This window comes from Salinimicrobium sp. CAU 1759, assembly GCF_054482715.1.
In genome coordinates, this window is the sequence record NZ_JBTLRK010000002.1 from 87,252 (window position 1) to 102,573 (window position 15,322).

Here is a 15,322-nt window from a genome sequence, read left to right on the forward strand (position 1 = left end):
GGATTTTTTTATATGTAAAAATTAAAATATTACTCTTTAAAAATCAAAGGCAAAGGAGTAATAGAATGATCTGAATTAATGAATAAGCCTTTCTCGTCTTCTGTGGGGATTATATGAAAATCGATAGAATTCTCATCAGCTTTCTTTTGGTATGCGGTAGAAACGCTACTGACACCTGTAATTTCCTCAATTGTTCTGGCAAGCAAAGGTTCGTTCAAATCTCCCAACTGGCCCAGGTTATTTATGTCTTCATCAATTTCAATATCTGGAACTAATCCATCTACAAAATCGGTGTAACCATTGGCGTTAGCAAATTTATAAATTAGGGGTTGAATTGCGTATTTATGATTTGGATTTATATTCTTTTTGTTTGTAAGTCCTTCCGAGTCATAAAGGGTGACCGAACCTTGAAATTTACCCCCGGTTTGACTACCAACATGAACTACATCAATATAAGGCTCTAATCCAATCAGGAAACTTTCGCTGGCAGAATAACTCCTACCGGTTTCAATTATATATACTCTGTTAAGATTTAAACTATTTATTGTTTCTCCATTACCTATTTCATTATTAAAGCGGCTATATAAATATTCCGGGTTGTTTTGTTGCCAATAACTTTGATAATCGTTATTCCATACCTCTTGAGTGAATATTTCTCCATTGAATTGTCCTGTCACCATACTGGCTAAATCTGCTGAAAACTCAGAGTATCCACCGCCGTTGTATCGAAGATCGACAATTAGCTCATCAATATTTTCTGATTTAAATCTTCCGAAGGCTTCATTAAGCTTTGCATCATCAATTCCAAACTCACCAAGAAATGACGAAAGATACAGATACCCTATTTTTATGCCTTCAACAGTGATGATCTTCTCAACTGCAATGAAATTTTCTTTGAAAACACTCTTAGTAAGAGTTACAGGTTCTTCAACATCGACAAGAAAACCGTCTTCAATGGTTGAGAGGCCTAATTCTAAATTATCTGAATTAAAAATACCCTGGTAGTTATTAATGGTCATTTCTACTCCATTCACTTTAGAGATATAATCTGCTCGTTTAAGTCCTGCCTTTTCTGCAGGGCCATTAGGAGAAACATATATCACGTACGCCAAAACTTTAGTGGAGCTGTTTGGGGCATAAACAAAACCATATCTAAACCCGGCGGATTTACTGGAGCCCTGAAAATAACTTTCAAGTACTTCATAATCCTCAACAATCCAGCTAAACTTGTCTTCATCAGCGACCAGACCACTGTAAAAAAGGTCCTCGGGAGAATCCCATTCTGTAAGATATTTATCCAAATCGGCCTGAGTAGCGAAATAATTGTCGGCTAGTTCAGGAATTTGAGCTTTGTACAGGTAAATATTGTTCATAGATTTCCAAACAAAATCTCTAATATCGAGATCTCTCTGTTCTTCTGGAGTCAACTCTACTACTTCAACTTCTTCATTCTTTTCTTCAACCTCTTCTACGACATCATCTTTGGAGCAGGAGGTAAAAAATATTCCCAGGAGGAAAAGGGGCATAAAAAACTTCTTCATGTATAACATATTTTAAATGGTCGCTAAAACTAATCTAATCAAGGATATTATAAAAGAAAAAACCTAAGGAATTGTTAATTTAACACAGGTGATTCGGCTTTAGGTAAAATATCTTCAGAATACATCTTTTGGTATAGTGGGTCGTACATCTGGCTTTCACCTAACACTTCCATTTGGAGTTTGCTGTTGTTTACGGGTGGAGTTTCTCCGGAAATTACAGCTAAAGCTGCCGCCAGTAAGGGCTCCTGAGGATCTCCTAAAACTCCCAAATTCCGAATATTTTCACTTATTTCAATATCAGGCTCCAGTCCATTTACGTAGTCACTCACATTATTTGCATTTAAGGTTTTATAAATAAGTGGTTGTACAGCATAGGTGTGGCTAAGATTTGCACCACTTCTTCTGAAGTCCGGGGAGTCATATAAAGTGGTGGAGGCCTGGAATTTCCCTGTCGTATTTTCTCCAATCTGCACCACCTCAATATATGGTTTGAGGCCATTGATCAAAAGCTCACTGGCTGATGCTGTTCTTAGGGTAGTGATAAAATATACCCTCGACAGCCCGAGACTATTTATGGCAGCTCCCGTTCTTATATTAGTATTAAAACGGTTAATGAGGCTTTCGGGGGCAGTGGTTTCAAGGAGGGTTTGATACTCATCATTCCACTGTTCCTTACTAAAGATCTCTCCTGTAAATTGGCCGGTGATCATACTCGCAAGGTCATTTGCTGTTTCTACAGATCCGCCGCTGTTATACCTTAGATCAACTATAAGATCTGTAATTCCTTCTGCTTGAAACATGGCAAAGGTGTCATTTAGAACAGCATCAAAAGTGCTGGTAAAACCGTTATACATAAGATATCCTACCTTTCCCTCCTTGGTTGCAAGTGTTTTCGCGATATAAACGGGATTAGTTGAGTATTCTTCCTTCTGAAGTATTACGGTTTCTCCGGTGGATACGATCTGCTGTTCCTGTATTTCCGCCAAACCAATGGTATAATTTGCCGGCTGGAGTAACCGGAAATAATTTTCTCTTGTCAGCTGTTCACCGTCTACCGTATTGAAGAGATCTCCCCTTTTGATACCCTGTTCTTCAGCTGAAGTGTTAGGCAAGACATATCGCACATAGCCCACTACTTCCTCGGAAGTCGAGGTGTACGCGATTATCCCGTATTGCATGCCGTTGGAAATATTAATGCCATCAAAAGATCTTTCCAATGCCCTGTAATCAGATACTAAAAAGCTGAATTCATCTTGATCGGCTACCAAACCCCGGTAAAACAAATCTTCGGGAGAAGAATAGGTTTGGAGAAATTCATCCAGTTCCTCCTGGGTGGCGAAACGATTGTCGGCCAGGTCGGGGACATCTCCTTTGTAGAGGTATATGTCGTTCATAGCCCGCCATATAAAGTTCTTGATTTCCAGCTCGCTTGCAGGCCTTATAACATCATCAAGATCATCGTAGCAGGAATTGAAGAGCAGCAACAGGAAACACAATAAGAGTAGGTTTGTGGTAGATTTCATAGCTTTAGCAACTTTTGTTTCCTATAAATTTACTTGAAAAAATAAAATTTTGAGTTTTCCGGTAACAAAATTCATTTGTATCCGTCGTAAAGGAAAGGGGCAGTAAAAAAGCCCTGCCAACCAAACCAAAATGAAGCAGCATACTTTTATAAGTCTCATGAAACCGGTACAGGACAAGATGTACAGACTTGCCTTGCGACTACTGGTCTCAAAGGAGGCTGCCGAAGATGCAACGCAGGAGGTAATGATGAAATTGTGGAGCCGCAAGGAGAAGTTAAGTTCTTATAACAACCTGGAGGCGTTTGCCATGACGGTTACTAAGAACCATTGTTTGGACCAGCTTAAGCTGAAACAGAACAACAACCTTAGGATCGTTCACAGTAATTATGAGTGTGGCGAAACATCTTTGCAGCGTAAAGTTGAAGTACAGGATGATCTTAACTGGGTTCAAAAGATCATTGCTGAGTTGCCCGAACAACAGAAGATACTAATTCAGCTTAGGGAAGTGGAGCAATATGAGTATGAGGAGATCGCTGAAATGACCCAGATGAAAGAAACAGCTATACGGGTAGCATTAAGCAGAGCCCGAAAGAAAATAAAAGAGGAAATGATTAAAAGACACCGCTATGGAATCGCAAATAATTGAAAAACTGCTCGATCGCTATTTTGAGGCCGAAACCACAGGGCCCGAGGAAGCAAGGCTAAAGGCCTACTTTAATTCGGGAGAGGTGGCTCCCCACCTGCAGCAATACATCCCAATGTTCTGTTATTTTAAGCAGGCCAGGACCGAGCATTTCAGCAAAGAAGTCTCTTATACTCCTAAAGCCGGGCGCTTTTCCGAAGGAAGGAAAAAAGTTTATTCCTGGGTGGCTATTGCAGCCTCTATAGTAATTCTTTTGGGAGTTGTGATTCAGCAGGAAAGCCAGGTGGGGGATTTTGGAACTTATGAAGATCCCGAACTGGCCATGCAAAAGACAAAGGAAGCCCTTGAAATGATGGCTATGTATATGAACTCCGGCACAGAAGATCTTGGCTATATAGAAGAATTTAATAGTACCAAAAATAAAATTGTAAAATAAAGAACCTAAAATCAAAATCATGAAAAAATTGACCTTAGCCTTACTGGCACTTATAGTACCCTTTCTTGGTAGTGCTCAAAACTTTGATAAGTATGAAAGCATGAAAGAAGTAGATGCGGTAGTGGTAACAAGCAAAATGTTTAAGCTGCTCACTAAAATAGATCTAAATGCTGATGATCCTGAAACTCAGGCGTATATTGATCTTATCGAGAACCTCAAGGAAATGAAGGTTCTATCGACCACAAAAGATGAAATTCGTAAGCAGATGGCTGCAGATGTTGCCTCCTATATAAAGAAGGGAAACATGGAAGAGCTAATGCGGGTGTCTGAAGATGGAAAGACCGTAAGGTTCTACTACAAACCCGGCAAAAATGACGATTACGTGAGCCAGTTGTTTATGTTCATGGAAGGAGAGGAAAAGAACAAGCCCATGTCTGTGATCCTTAATATTACTGGAGAGATCAATCTTGCGCAAGTTTCCAAACTTGCCAACGATTTTAAAATTCCCGGAGGTAAAGAATTGGAGAAAGTAGAAACAAATTAAAATGAAAAAAGCAGTTTTAATACTGGTGCTACTAAGCCTTGGGGTTGTTTCATGTAATAATGAAACCACCCTACAGGAGTTTTATGTGGAGCACCAAAACGACAACCAGTACCTGGCCTTTGATATTCCTGCAAGTTTATTGACGGGAAATAATTCTGCTCTAAATGCTGAACAAAAAGCGACTTTGGAGACTATTAAAAAGGTCAATATTCTTGGCTTTCCTTTAAAAGAGGAGAACAAGGAAGTATATGAAACCGAGAAGGAAAGATTATCCGCCATTTTAAAAGCCGACAAGTACAAGCAGCTAATGCGCTACGGCGGAGGTACTAAGAAAGCAGAACTTTATTACCTGGGGGAAGAGGATGCTATAGATGAGTTGATTGTCTTTGGGAGTGATGATGAAAAAGGCTTTGGAATTGCCCGTCTCACAGGAAATAAAATGAATCCTGAAGCTTTGATCCGTCTCCTGAAATCTTTTGATGATGGAGAGCTTGATGTTGCAGGCTTGCCACAACTTGGCGGCTTCTTAGATTAGAACAGAAATAACATAAAAAAAAGGCCTCAAAAATGTCATTTTTGGGGCCTTATTTTTTAATTCTGGATGAACATTCTAAAATTGGTAACTTCAGAAAATTTATTGCCACTGAACACTGATCACTGAAAACTTTTTAAATTCCCGTGTAATTCTGTGGCGTGATCTGCCGCAGCTCCTGTTTAATTTCTTCGGAAACATCCAGTTGTCCGATAAATTCTCCTATGCTATTTCGATTAATCTTTTCGTTTGTTCTTGTGAGCCCTTTTAAAGCTTCATAAGGATTGGGATAACCTTCCCTTCTTAGGATGGTTTGAATAGCTTCGGCCACTACAGCCCAATTATTTTCAAGGTCTTCGTCGAGTTTGGCTTCGTTCAGCAGCAATTTATTAAGACCTTTAAGGGTTGAGGAGAAGCCTATTAGTGTGTGACCAAAGGGCACTCCTATGGTACGCAACACTGTACTGTCTGTAAGGTCACGTTGAAGCCTGCTCACAGGAAGCTTTGCTGATAGGTGCTCAAAAAGGGCATTTGCAATACCTAAATTTCCTTCACTGTTTTCAAAATCAATTGGATTGACCTTGTGCGGCATAGCCGATGATCCTACCTCTCCCTTTTTGATCTTCTGTTTAAAATAATCCATGGAAACATAGGACCAGATATCCTTATCAAGATCAAGAATTATCGTATTTATTCTTTTTAGGGCATCAAAAAGGGATGCCATATGGTCGTAATGTTCTATTTGAGTGGTGGGAAAAGAATGGTGGAGGCCCAGTGAGCCTTCTACAAAATCTTTTCCGAAGCTTCTCCAGTTAATGTCTGGATAAGCCACTTTATGAGCATTGAAGTTCCCGGTAGCACCACCAAATTTAGCTGCGTGCGGTATATCCTGAAGGAATTTGATCTGCTCTTTCAACCTCACTACAAATACTTTTATCTCTTTCCCTAAGCGGGTGGGAGAGGCCGGCTGGCCGTGAGTTCTTGCCAGCATAGGAATGTCTTTCCAATCTGCAGCCAGTTGCTCCAGTTTTTCTACAAGAGCATCGAGTTGTGGGTGGTAAACGTTTTCCAGGGCTTCCTTTATACTCAAAGGAACGGCAGTGTTGTTAATGTCCTGAGAGGTAAGGCCAAAATGTATGAATTCTTTGTATTCTGAAAGCTGAAGGTTGTCGAACTTATTTTTGATAAAGTATTCTACAGCCTTTACGTCATGATTTGTAGTCTTCTCGATTTCCTTTATTTCCAGAGCCTCTTCGGTAGAAAAATTATTATAGATCGCGCGGAGGTCTGTAAATGTGGAATCCGATATAGATTTGAGTTGAGGTAGACCGTGTTCGGCCAAAGAAATAAAATATTCTATTTCTACCCGTACCCGATATTTTATTAGGGCCTGTTCACTAAAGTAATCCACCAGTTGTTGGGTCTTTGAAAAGTACCTGCCATCGATGGGAGATATAGCCTTAAGAGAGCTCATGAAAGTCTGTTAAAAATTAAAGGCTAAAGATACAGTTTACGTCCAAACCCTGAAAAGTAATTATTCCTTAGTTTTTATGGGCCTCTTCCAGTAGCTCCTGTACAATTCGGGGAACTCCTGTAGATGCTTTTTCAGCAAAGACTTTTAGCTTCCTGGTTTCCTGGGTAGATGGTTTTGGATCGATAAAGTAAACGGGAATATCTTCGGGTGCATAGTAGAGCAATCCTGCTGCGGGATACACCTGCATAGAAGTTCCAACGATCATAAGAATATCGGCCTGCCCGGTAATCTCCATGGCCGGCTCCATCATGGGAACTCCTTCTCCAAACCACACTACATGTGGTCTTAACTGGTGATTGTGCTCACAAAAATCCCCTTCATTAAGATCATCCTCCCAGTCTAGTATGAGGTTTTCATCGAAAGTACTGCGCACTTTTCTTAATTCCCCGTGTAAATGAAGCACGTTCTTGCTGCCTGCCCGCTCATGCAGGTCGTCAACATTTTGAGTAATAATATGAACTTCATACTCTCTTTCCAGATCCTTAAGCGCTTTATGAGCACTATTTGGCTCAACTTCCTTTAACTGCCGCCTTCTTTGGTTGTAGAAATCCAGCACCAGCTCGCGATTCTGCTCCCAGCCAATAGGAGAGGCTACCTGCATTACATCGTGACCTTCCCAAAGACCATCGGCATCTCTAAAGGTGCTTAATCCGCTTTCGGCACTTATACCGGCTCCGGTGAGTACTACTACTTTTTTCATATTTTACAAAAATTTCTTCTGAAAATTTAAAGAGATTTCTTCAGAATTCATAATTGCAAGAGAGGATTTCCTGAGGTCCCACAAAGGCTAAAATCAAAGAGGATTTCCTAATTTCGCTGCCATGGAAGAGAAGCTTCAATTGCTGGATTACCTGGAATCCTTTTTAACCGACAGGAGAAAGGAACTTTTTAAAAAGGTGATCGCCCAGCGCACAAATTTTTTTACTGTTGCCACCCAGGATGTTTATCAGCTTCATAATACCAGTGCGGTAATTCGCAGCTGTGATGTATTCGGGATCCAGAATGTTCACGTGGTGGAGGAGGTGAACGTTAAGAAGATAGACCGGGAGATCGCCATGGGGGCACAAAAATGGGTGGATATCAATCGCTACACATCAACGGCTGATTCTATTGCTGCACTGCGGAAGCAAGGTTACAGGATAGTGGCAACCTCACCTCATAAGGGAAAAATGCTTCAGGATTTTAATATTTCGCAAAAAGCAGCATTTTTCTTTGGAACTGAAACCGACGGATTATCTGAGGAGGTGATGCAGCAGGCAGATGAGTTTTTACAGATCCCCATGGTGGGATTTACCGAGAGCCTGAATATTTCAGTTTCGGCAGCGATTATCCTTCAGGATGTTACCTCAAGACTTAGAAATAGTGATCTGCCATGGAGACTTTCAGAAGAAGACCAAATTCTTAAGCGAATTGCCTGGGCTAAAAAAACTTTGAAAAATTCCGTGGAAATAATTGACCGCTTTAAGGCATCACAATAAATTTATTTACATTTAGGTCCCCCTAACAGAATAACATGACTCTTTTCTTTTATGTTGTTATTGGCATTATTACCTTCATCGCATTCCTGCACGCATGGGCAAAGAAGGAGTACAATCTTAGCCGTACAGTTGTCATTAACCGTCCAAAAGCTGAAGTTTATGCCTTTATAAGACAGCTTAAAAAACAACCCTTTTGGATGCCCTGGTACATCAATGACCCAAAAGTAGTGATACGTTACAAAGGTGAAGATGGAAAGGTGGGAGCAGCGTCTTATTGGAAAGGAAGCAATAATATTGAAGGCATTCAAAAGATCATAAAAGTGAAAGAAGGCAAGGTATTGGAGACCCAGCTTTTGTTCATTAAGCCTTACAAATCCCTTTCCTTAAACTATATGGCTGTCAAGGAAGTCGAGCCCGATCGCACAAAAATGGTGTGGGGAGTCAAAGGCTCCCATAAATTCCCAGCATCTGTAGTAATGCTGTTTTACGGAATGGAACGTGCCCTGGGGAAAGATTTTGAGACCGGACTATATAATCTAAAAACTCATCTCGAGAGAAATAAGTAGCATTTAGTTCCAAGTGCCAAATTCCAAGCACCAAATTCCAAGTGCGAATTTGCAAGCACCAAACTCCAGGAAACAATTTCTGAGTAACAAATTCCAGGTGCGAAATTTCAAGGACTAGCCCTGGGTTTCCCTTTTTGAAAATAACATCTGTCTTCCTTTTTTTTTAAAAAAAGGCTTAACTGGTGCGAAAATTTGAAATAAAAAAAGGTGCCTAAAAGTGTAATTTTAAGCACCTTAAACTTTTTAATTTTATTTCTAGCGGTTAAGGACCTTGTATTCTTCATAACAACCGCTCATGGCATCCAGGATCTGAAGATCGTTGGCAGAATTTATGAAGTCTGTAGAGTAGTTGCACCGTCTCAGCACTTCATCTATATCCATCCTGTTGATTCCCAGAACAGCCATAAGAGTTTGCCGGTCAAATTTGCTTTGTAAAAGATTCCTTATTTCATCATCCTGTTTCATTTCCCTTAGCTTCTTCATCTGCTTTGGTTGTTGACCAAAGATATTGTAAAGAGCATCTGCCGGATTAAAAACAGCACCTAGAACCCTTGAAACAGCATTTGGGCTATACTCACCACCTTCATATCCCTGGTTAAGTCCGGAGATACTGTAACGGTAATTTTCATAAATAGGAATGTTCTTGGCATCGATCTCCAGGTAACCGGTTAGCTGGATCGGACTCACTACAACTTCTTCCAAAGCTATACCAAGTTCGGTCATTTTGACCTTTACCTCCCCGTATTTAAGCCAGTCATTTGTAACTCTTACCCTTATGGATTTAAAACCGAGGTAGGAAAAATACAATGTATCATTCACCTCGGCCTTAATTTCAAATTTTCCTTCTTCCCCGGAAACGGCACCTATAACCTGATTGAGATTCACAATATGTGCATTTTCAATAGGTACATCGTTGGCCGCGTTAAGAACTTTCCCTGTGACCACTGTAGATTCCTGGCCAAAAGCCATTAAACCCAAAAATAAGAACAGGGGGATTAAAACTTTTTTCATTTTACAATTTAAGCTTCTCTTTTCCTTCGGGAAAACTGTACCAAAAACATCAAAAACTCTATTTTTTTGACCTTCTTCTTTTAATGGAACTTTCAATGCTGCTGCTGCGGCCACCGCTCTTCTTTCCCTTGCGTCCGCCGGTTCCTGCATCAGATGATCTTCTTCTTCCTCCGGAAGGCGCATCAGCAGACCTTCTGCGGCCTTTATCTGCTCCTTTGGGTTTATCAAAACTGCGACCTCCTTTATCTTTTCCTTTAAAACCACCTTTTCTTCCGCCGCTGCGTTCTTTGCCGGCGCTTTTCTTGGTGATCTCCACATTGATATGGCGTCCCTGGTGCTTGAAATCCTGAAATACTTTTAGAACTTCTTCGGCTTTTGAGCTGTCAACGTTAAAGAAGGAGAAGCTGTCTTTAACCTCTACACGGTTTACGTCGTCTCTTCCAAGGTCTAGAGTAGCCTTTAGGAAATCCTTTAGACTCATCCAATCGAAATCATCTTTTGCACCTACATTAATAAAGAACCTGGTGCTGTCTCCATCATCTTCGAAAACTTCATTCGATCCTTTTGCATTTAGATCCTGAGCATTTTTATAGTAGTTGAAGAATCTTGTAAATTCAACCGAGAAGAATTTTTTCAGTAGTTCTTCCTTAGAAAGTCCTTCAAAAAGTTCAGAAATGCTTGGGAGGTATTTGTCGATCTCGTGGTTGATCTCCGTTTTGCTTATTTCGCTGGCAAGGTGGAACAACTGAACTTCGCAGATCTCTCTACCATCAGGGATTTCTTTTTTCTCGAATGATTGACCAATGATGCGCTCAATATTCTTGATCTTTCGCACCTCACTTTTAGAAACGATCACCATAGAAACACCGCTTTTACCGGCTCTTCCTGTACGACCACTACGGTGCGTGTAGGTTTCAATTTCATCGGGCAACTGGTAGTTGATAACATGCGTTATGTCATCAACATCAATTCCACGGGCAGCAACATCTGTAGCTACCAGCATCTGTATTTGTCTAGCCCTAAAGCTTTTCATCACCAGGTCACGCTGGTTTTGACTCAAATCCCCGTGAAGGGCTGCAGCGTTGTAACCGTCTTCAATTAACTGTTCTGCTACTTTTTGAGTGTCACGCTTTGTACGACAGAAGATCACCGAAAATATATCGGGATTTGCATCTGCCAGTCTTTTTAAAGCCGAATAACGGTCTCGGGCATTAACTACAAAATATTCGTGCGAAACATTTGAGGTTCCCATATTCTTTGTACCCACGGTGATCTCCACAGGAGTACGCATAAATTTCTTGGCAATGGTTGCAACTTCTTTAGGCATAGTAGCCGAAAACAACCAGGTGCTTTTTTCAGAAGGAGTATGGGAAAGGATCTCTGTAATATCCTCATAGAATCCCATGTTCAACATTTCATCTGCCTCATCGAGAACACAATATTCAATGGCCGAAATGTCAACAAGTCTTCTGTTGACCATGTCTTGCATACGCCCGGGGGTCGCAACAATGATCTGTGCTCCTTTTTTGATCTGCGAAGCTTGATCTGTTATACTGGCTCCCCCGTAGATCGCTACAGTATTTAGGCCCTTAAAATATTTGGAGTAATTCTTTAATTCGTTGGTAATTTGCAAACACAACTCACGGGTTGGAGAAAGAATAAGGCCCTGAGTCTTTCTACTGTTTACATCAATCTTTTGGATTAGCGGAAAACCAAATGCTGCGGTCTTTCCGGTTCCGGTTTGTGCAAGGGCCACCATATCTGTGTCCTCCTGCAATAAAATTGGGATCGATTTTTCCTGTACTTCACTTGGAGTTTCAAACCCCATGTCATTAATTGCCTGTAACAGGGCGTCATTCAATCCTAATTGTTCAAATTTATTCATACATATCTAATAAGCGGCAAAGGTAAGGATTACTTGGCAGCTTATTACATTTATATTTAATGGCTTAAAGAGGACAAAAAGTCAATGAGCTGGCGGGTTGCGCGTGCACGGTGACTTATTTGGGATTTTTCTTCCAGGCTCATTTCGGCGAATGTCACCTCTTTTCCTTCTGGTTGAAACACAGGATCATAGCCAAAGCCTTGTAGCCCTTTCCTCTCAAAAATGATGTTTCCGGAGCAAATTCCGTTAAAGGTATGGAGCTTACTATCAAGATGAAGTGCAATGACCGTTTTAAAACGGGCGCTGCGATCTTTTTTTCCCTGAAGTTCATGGAGTAGTTTTTCCATGTTGGCGTTGCTGTCTTTTGCCTCCCCAGCATACCGGGCCGAGTAAACTCCCGGAGCACCCTCTAAAGCTTCTACTTCAAGTCCCGTGTCATCGGCAAAGCAATCATAGCCATACTTTTCTTTTACATATTTTGCCTTCTGAATTGCGTTCCCTTCTATAGTTGGTGAGGTCTCAGGAATGTCTTTATTGCAGCCGATTTCTTCCAGCGAAAGCAGTTGGATCCTTTCAGGCATTAGCGCCTGAACTTCTTTGATCTTGTTCTTGTTATTGGTGGCAAATACTAGCTTCATTGAATTCTATTTGTGGTGATAAGGTTCATTCCGAAGAATGGTGAAGGCCCGGTATAATTGTTCTACAAAGAACAGCCGAACCATCTGGTGTGAAAATGTCATTTTTGAGAGGGATAACTTCCCGTTGGCCCGGGAATAAACTTCTTCTGAAAAACCATAGGGGCCGCCAATGATGAAGATGAGCTGCTTCATTCCGCTGTTAAGCCGCTTCTGAATATATTCGGAAAAGCCTTCAGAAGAAAATTGTTTTCCGTTTTCATCCAGCAGCACCACAAAATCTGAAGTATTGAGCTTGTCAATTATTAATTTTCCTTCCGCAGATTTTTGCTGGTCCACAGAAAGATTTTTTGTCCTTTTTAGATCTGGAAGGATCTCCAGCTCAAATTTATTGTAGTGTCCAAGTCTGTTGACGTAGGTGTCAATGAGTTTTTGCAGGGCAGAATCATCGGTTTTTCCTATCGTCAGCAATTTTATGGTCATGATGAAATTTAAGTGTTTACTTTGTAACTTTAGCAAAAATAGGCACTGCAATGATTTCAAAAGAACAATTTGAAAAGGAAATTGAAATAATTATTGAAAATGCGTTAAGAGAGGACGTAGGCGAGGGAGATCACAGTTCGCTGGCCTGTATTCCTTTAGAAGCAAGGGGGAGAGCTAAACTTCTGGTGAAAGATAACGGAATTGTTGCAGGTGTAGAATTTGCCAAGCAGGTTTTTAAAAAAGTAGATCCCGATATGAAAGTGGAAGTTTTGGTTCAGGACGGCAGCCGGATTAAACCCAGAGATATAATTTTCTACGTTGAAGGGGCTTCCCAGTCTATTCTTAAAGCCGAACGCCTCGTACTTAATGCCATGCAGAGAATGAGTGCCATTGCAACCAAAACACGCACTTTTGCAGATAGGCTGGAAGGTACAAGCACCAAAATTCTCGACACCCGAAAAACTACACCGGGGATTAGGGCACTGGAAAAATGGGCCGTGAAGATAGGTGGCGGAGAAAACCATAGGTTCGCTCTTTACGACATGATCATGCTTAAGGATAACCATATTGATTTTGCGGGTGGAATAGAGACAGCAATAGCGAAAACGCGCAAATACCTGGAAGATAAAAATCTGGACCTAAAGATCATTGTTGAAGCCAGGAACATCAACGAGATCCGGCAAATTTTGAAAGCGGGAGGAGTGGATAGGATCTTGCTCGATAACTTTAATTATGATGATACGCGGGAGGCAGTGACCCTTATCAATGGGCGATGTGAAACCGAATCGAGTGGAGGTATAACTCTGGAAACTGCAAGAAAATATGCAGAGTGTGGAGTAGATTTCATCTCGAGTGGTGCGTTGACTCACTCAGTCCACAACCTCGACCTCAGCTTAAAGGCTGTTTGATTTAATGAGCAACGGCGAAACAACAAGTACAAAGAAAAAGGAAGGTTTCACCTATTGGTGGACCAGCCGGGCAAAGAAGATCATTCTTCCGGGGCTGGAGGGACTTTCTCTTTTTGATCTGTACATTATTTTCTACGCCGGACTGGTGAAAGGGACATTTTCAGCAAGGGCCAGTGCCATTTCATTCAGCTTTTTTATGGCGCTTTTTCCCTTTTTGCTATTCATTCTCAACCTTATTCCGTTCATTAATTTTATAGATGATTTTCAGTTAGAGTTTCTTGCCTTTATTGACTCCCTGTTGCCACCGGAGACCAGCGAATTTTTTAATGATATCTTCTACGATATTGCAGCAAGAAAAAGAGGAGGACTTCTTTCCCTTGTGTTCCTCTTGTCTATTTTCTTGATGGCGAATGGAGTCAATGCTGTATTTACCGGCTTTGAATTCTCCTATCACACCAAGAAAAACCGTTCCATAATAAGGCAATATGTTATAGCTGTAGGGGTTTCTTTAATTCTGGCGCTGTTATTGCTTATAACTGTGGTAGTGTGGGTTTATCTCACCTATCTTACCGAAGATCTCAAAATGCTGCAGGTAGTAAATGATGCAGTAGTTTGGGCAAATATTGGGAGGTATGTGATATTCGCCGCTATGATCTATTTGGCTGTTGCCACTTTGTATTATTTTGGAACCAAGGAAAGCAGGCTTAGCCGCTTCTTTTCAATAGGATCTGTCTTTTGTACGATCTTTATTTTATTGAATACTTATTTATTTGGATTGTATATTGAGAATTTTTCATCTTACAACGAACTATATGGTTCAATTGGGGCATTGTTGATCTTAATGTTCTACATATGGATAAATTCTAATATATTGCTGCTCGGTTTTGAACTCAATGCTTCCCTAATGAAGCTTAGAAGAAAATAAAATTTTAATTAAACTTAAACTTAAATAGAAATTATGAAGAACCTGCTAATGTTATTTATGGCTGTTGTGGTAACCTCGACTGCGGTAGCTCAAAAAAAGGTTGGGGGTGTAACCCTTCCTGCTACTCAAAAATTCCAGGAGCACACCCTGCAGCTTAATGGAGCCGGAGTAAGGGAGAAACTATGGATCGACCTTTATGCTGCCGGACTTTACCTGGATCAAAAAAATAAAAATGCTCAGGAGATCCTCAATTCGGATAAGCCAATGGCTATAAAACTGCACATTGTATCCAAACTTATTAGTAGTGATAAAATGGTAGAAGCGGTCACCGAAGGATTCGAGAAATCCACAAATGGAAATACAGCTCCCATTCAAAATGAGATCAACACTATCCTTGGTTTCTTTAAAGAAGACATAACTAAAAATGACATTTTTGACCTGGTATATATTCCGGGAAAAGGAGTCGTAGCTTATAAGAATGGTAAGGAAAAAGGAGTGGTGAAAGGAAAGGAGTTTAAAAAAGCCCTTTTTGGGATCTGGCTTTCTAACAGGCCGGCAGATGATGGTCTAAAAGATGACCTTTTAGCCGCAAACTAAAAGACATATTATATGATTCAATAAACCATTCTTTTTAGGATGGTTTATTTTTTTGCAGTAATTCCTCTTATTTTTGTCTCA

At 40.6% G+C, this 15,322-nt stretch carries 17 protein-coding genes; 9 read left to right on the top strand and 8 right to left on the bottom strand.

Translation table 11 applies throughout. The features are described 5' to 3' along the window. Positions 1–29: 29 nt before the first annotated feature. Together ACXYMT_RS11425 and ACXYMT_RS11430 are read right to left on the bottom strand one after the other, a co-directional pair. Positions 30–1,541 carry a S41 family peptidase gene (locus ACXYMT_RS11425; RefSeq protein WP_459059249.1) on the bottom strand — a complete coding sequence of 504 codons (1,512 nt, stop codon included), beginning with the start codon at positions 1,539–1,541 and terminating at the stop codon, positions 30–32. A 74-nt stretch (positions 1,542–1,615) separates the two neighbouring features. Further along, the gene (locus tag ACXYMT_RS11430) at positions 1,616–3,064 is read right to left on the bottom strand and encodes a S41 family peptidase (protein WP_459059250.1); all 1,449 of its coding nucleotides are present in this window, start codon (positions 3,062–3,064) and stop codon (positions 1,616–1,618) included. A 130-nt stretch (positions 3,065–3,194) separates the two neighbouring features. Between ACXYMT_RS11430 and ACXYMT_RS11435 the strand changes: the two genes are divergently transcribed. Genes ACXYMT_RS11435 through ACXYMT_RS11450 form a run of 4 tightly spaced genes read left to right on the top strand, consistent with a single transcriptional unit; the run spans position 3,195 to position 5,222 of the window. Beyond that, positions 3,195–3,710 carry an RNA polymerase sigma factor gene (locus ACXYMT_RS11435; protein WP_459059251.1) on the top strand — a complete coding sequence of 172 codons (516 nt, stop codon included), beginning with the start codon at positions 3,195–3,197 and terminating at the stop codon, positions 3,708–3,710. After that, positions 3,691–4,143, top strand: a complete 453-nt coding sequence (locus ACXYMT_RS11440; RefSeq protein ID WP_459059252.1) for a hypothetical protein — start codon at positions 3,691–3,693, stop codon at positions 4,141–4,143. Before ACXYMT_RS11435 ends, ACXYMT_RS11440 begins: the two co-directional genes overlap by 20 nt. Before the next feature lie 19 nt (positions 4,144–4,162). After that, on the top strand, positions 4,163–4,687 hold the full coding sequence (locus tag ACXYMT_RS11445; protein ID WP_459059253.1) for a DUF4252 domain-containing protein: 525 nt from the start codon (positions 4,163–4,165) through the stop codon (positions 4,685–4,687). A 1-nt stretch (position 4,688) separates the two neighbouring features. After that, the gene (locus tag ACXYMT_RS11450) at positions 4,689–5,222 is read left to right on the top strand and encodes a DUF4252 domain-containing protein (RefSeq protein WP_459059254.1); all 534 of its coding nucleotides are present in this window, start codon (positions 4,689–4,691) and stop codon (positions 5,220–5,222) included. 133 nt (positions 5,223–5,355) lie between these two features. Here ACXYMT_RS11450 and purB read toward each other — a convergent pair whose 3' ends face one another. After that, entirely contained in the window at positions 5,356–6,693 is a 1,338-nt protein-coding gene (gene purB / locus ACXYMT_RS11455) for an adenylosuccinate lyase (RefSeq protein ID WP_459059255.1), read from the bottom strand. 67 nt (positions 6,694–6,760) lie between these two features. Beyond that, on the bottom strand, positions 6,761–7,453 hold the full coding sequence (locus ACXYMT_RS11460; protein WP_459059256.1) for an SIR2 family NAD-dependent protein deacylase: 693 nt from the start codon (positions 7,451–7,453) through the stop codon (positions 6,761–6,763). Between the two features lie 121 nt (positions 7,454–7,574). Between ACXYMT_RS11460 and ACXYMT_RS11465 the strand changes: the two genes are divergently transcribed. Continuing rightward, positions 7,575–8,231 carry a TrmH family RNA methyltransferase gene (locus tag ACXYMT_RS11465; protein WP_459059257.1) on the top strand — a complete coding sequence of 219 codons (657 nt, stop codon included), beginning with the start codon at positions 7,575–7,577 and terminating at the stop codon, positions 8,229–8,231. A 35-nt stretch (positions 8,232–8,266) separates the two neighbouring features. Beyond that, positions 8,267–8,797 carry an SRPBCC family protein gene (locus tag ACXYMT_RS11470; protein WP_459059258.1) on the top strand — a complete coding sequence of 177 codons (531 nt, stop codon included), beginning with the start codon at positions 8,267–8,269 and terminating at the stop codon, positions 8,795–8,797. A 255-nt stretch (positions 8,798–9,052) separates the two neighbouring features. Here the strand turns inward: ACXYMT_RS11470 and ACXYMT_RS11475 are convergent, their stop codons facing one another. The 4 genes from ACXYMT_RS11475 to rlmH are packed head-to-tail and all read right to left on the bottom strand — an operon-like array spanning position 9,053 to position 12,811. Beyond that, a complete protein-coding gene (locus tag ACXYMT_RS11475; protein WP_459059259.1) occupies positions 9,053–9,808 on the bottom strand; it encodes a carboxypeptidase-like regulatory domain-containing protein in 756 nt (251 codons plus the stop codon). 58 nt (positions 9,809–9,866) lie between these two features. Next, a complete protein-coding gene (locus ACXYMT_RS11480) occupies positions 9,867–11,693 on the bottom strand; it encodes a DEAD/DEAH box helicase (protein ID WP_459059260.1) in 1,827 nt (608 codons plus the stop codon). A gap of 56 nt (positions 11,694–11,749) precedes the next feature. Beyond that, on the bottom strand, positions 11,750–12,331 hold the full coding sequence (locus tag ACXYMT_RS11485) for a non-canonical purine NTP diphosphatase (protein ID WP_459059261.1): 582 nt from the start codon (positions 12,329–12,331) through the stop codon (positions 11,750–11,752). A gap of 6 nt (positions 12,332–12,337) precedes the next feature. Next, positions 12,338–12,811, bottom strand: coding sequence for a 23S rRNA (pseudouridine(1915)-N(3))-methyltransferase RlmH (rlmH, locus tag ACXYMT_RS11490; RefSeq protein WP_459059262.1), 474 nt, complete (start codon positions 12,809–12,811; stop codon positions 12,338–12,340). Between the two features lie 50 nt (positions 12,812–12,861). Between rlmH and nadC the strand changes: the two genes are divergently transcribed. From nadC to ACXYMT_RS11505, 3 genes are read left to right on the top strand one after another with little or no spacing between them, the layout of a single operon-like run. Then, positions 12,862–13,719: a carboxylating nicotinate-nucleotide diphosphorylase gene (gene nadC, locus ACXYMT_RS11495; RefSeq protein ID WP_459059263.1), complete on the top strand. Its 858-nt coding sequence runs from the start codon at positions 12,862–12,864 to the stop codon at positions 13,717–13,719. 4 nt (positions 13,720–13,723) lie between these two features. Then, complete coding sequence (locus ACXYMT_RS11500) at positions 13,724–14,644, top strand: YihY/virulence factor BrkB family protein (RefSeq protein ID WP_459059264.1); 921 nt, start codon at positions 13,724–13,726, stop codon at positions 14,642–14,644. A gap of 33 nt (positions 14,645–14,677) precedes the next feature. Continuing rightward, entirely contained in the window at positions 14,678–15,241 is a 564-nt protein-coding gene (locus ACXYMT_RS11505) for a chalcone isomerase family protein (protein ID WP_459059265.1), read from the top strand. The last annotated feature ends 81 nt before the right edge of the window (positions 15,242–15,322 follow it).

Coding starts and splice junctions, on each gene's coding strand:
- ACXYMT_RS11425 (WP_459059249.1), bottom strand. CDS start 1,541: ATGAAGAAGTTTTTTATGCCCCTTTTCCTCCTGGGAATATTTTTTACC.
- ACXYMT_RS11430 (WP_459059250.1), bottom strand. CDS start 3,064: ATGAAATCTACCACAAACCTACTCTTATTGTGTTTCCTGTTGCTGCTC.
- ACXYMT_RS11435 (WP_459059251.1), top strand. CDS start 3,195: ATGAAGCAGCATACTTTTATAAGTCTCATGAAACCGGTACAGGACAAG.
- ACXYMT_RS11440 (WP_459059252.1), top strand. CDS start 3,691: ATGGAATCGCAAATAATTGAAAAACTGCTCGATCGCTATTTTGAGGCC.
- ACXYMT_RS11445 (WP_459059253.1), top strand. CDS start 4,163: ATGAAAAAATTGACCTTAGCCTTACTGGCACTTATAGTACCCTTTCTT.
- ACXYMT_RS11450 (WP_459059254.1), top strand. CDS start 4,689: ATGAAAAAAGCAGTTTTAATACTGGTGCTACTAAGCCTTGGGGTTGTT.
- purB (WP_459059255.1), bottom strand. CDS start 6,693: ATGAGCTCTCTTAAGGCTATATCTCCCATCGATGGCAGGTACTTTTCA.
- ACXYMT_RS11460 (WP_459059256.1), bottom strand. CDS start 7,453: ATGAAAAAAGTAGTAGTACTCACCGGAGCCGGTATAAGTGCCGAAAGC.
- ACXYMT_RS11465 (WP_459059257.1), top strand. CDS start 7,575: ATGGAAGAGAAGCTTCAATTGCTGGATTACCTGGAATCCTTTTTAACC.
- ACXYMT_RS11470 (WP_459059258.1), top strand. CDS start 8,267: ATGACTCTTTTCTTTTATGTTGTTATTGGCATTATTACCTTCATCGCA.
- ACXYMT_RS11475 (WP_459059259.1), bottom strand. CDS start 9,808: ATGAAAAAAGTTTTAATCCCCCTGTTCTTATTTTTGGGTTTAATGGCT.
- ACXYMT_RS11480 (WP_459059260.1), bottom strand. CDS start 11,693: ATGAATAAATTTGAACAATTAGGATTGAATGACGCCCTGTTACAGGCA.
- ACXYMT_RS11485 (WP_459059261.1), bottom strand. CDS start 12,331: ATGAAGCTAGTATTTGCCACCAATAACAAGAACAAGATCAAAGAAGTT.
- rlmH (WP_459059262.1), bottom strand. CDS start 12,811: ATGACCATAAAATTGCTGACGATAGGAAAAACCGATGATTCTGCCCTG.
- nadC (WP_459059263.1), top strand. CDS start 12,862: ATGATTTCAAAAGAACAATTTGAAAAGGAAATTGAAATAATTATTGAA.
- ACXYMT_RS11500 (WP_459059264.1), top strand. CDS start 13,724: ATGAGCAACGGCGAAACAACAAGTACAAAGAAAAAGGAAGGTTTCACC.
- ACXYMT_RS11505 (WP_459059265.1), top strand. CDS start 14,678: ATGAAGAACCTGCTAATGTTATTTATGGCTGTTGTGGTAACCTCGACT.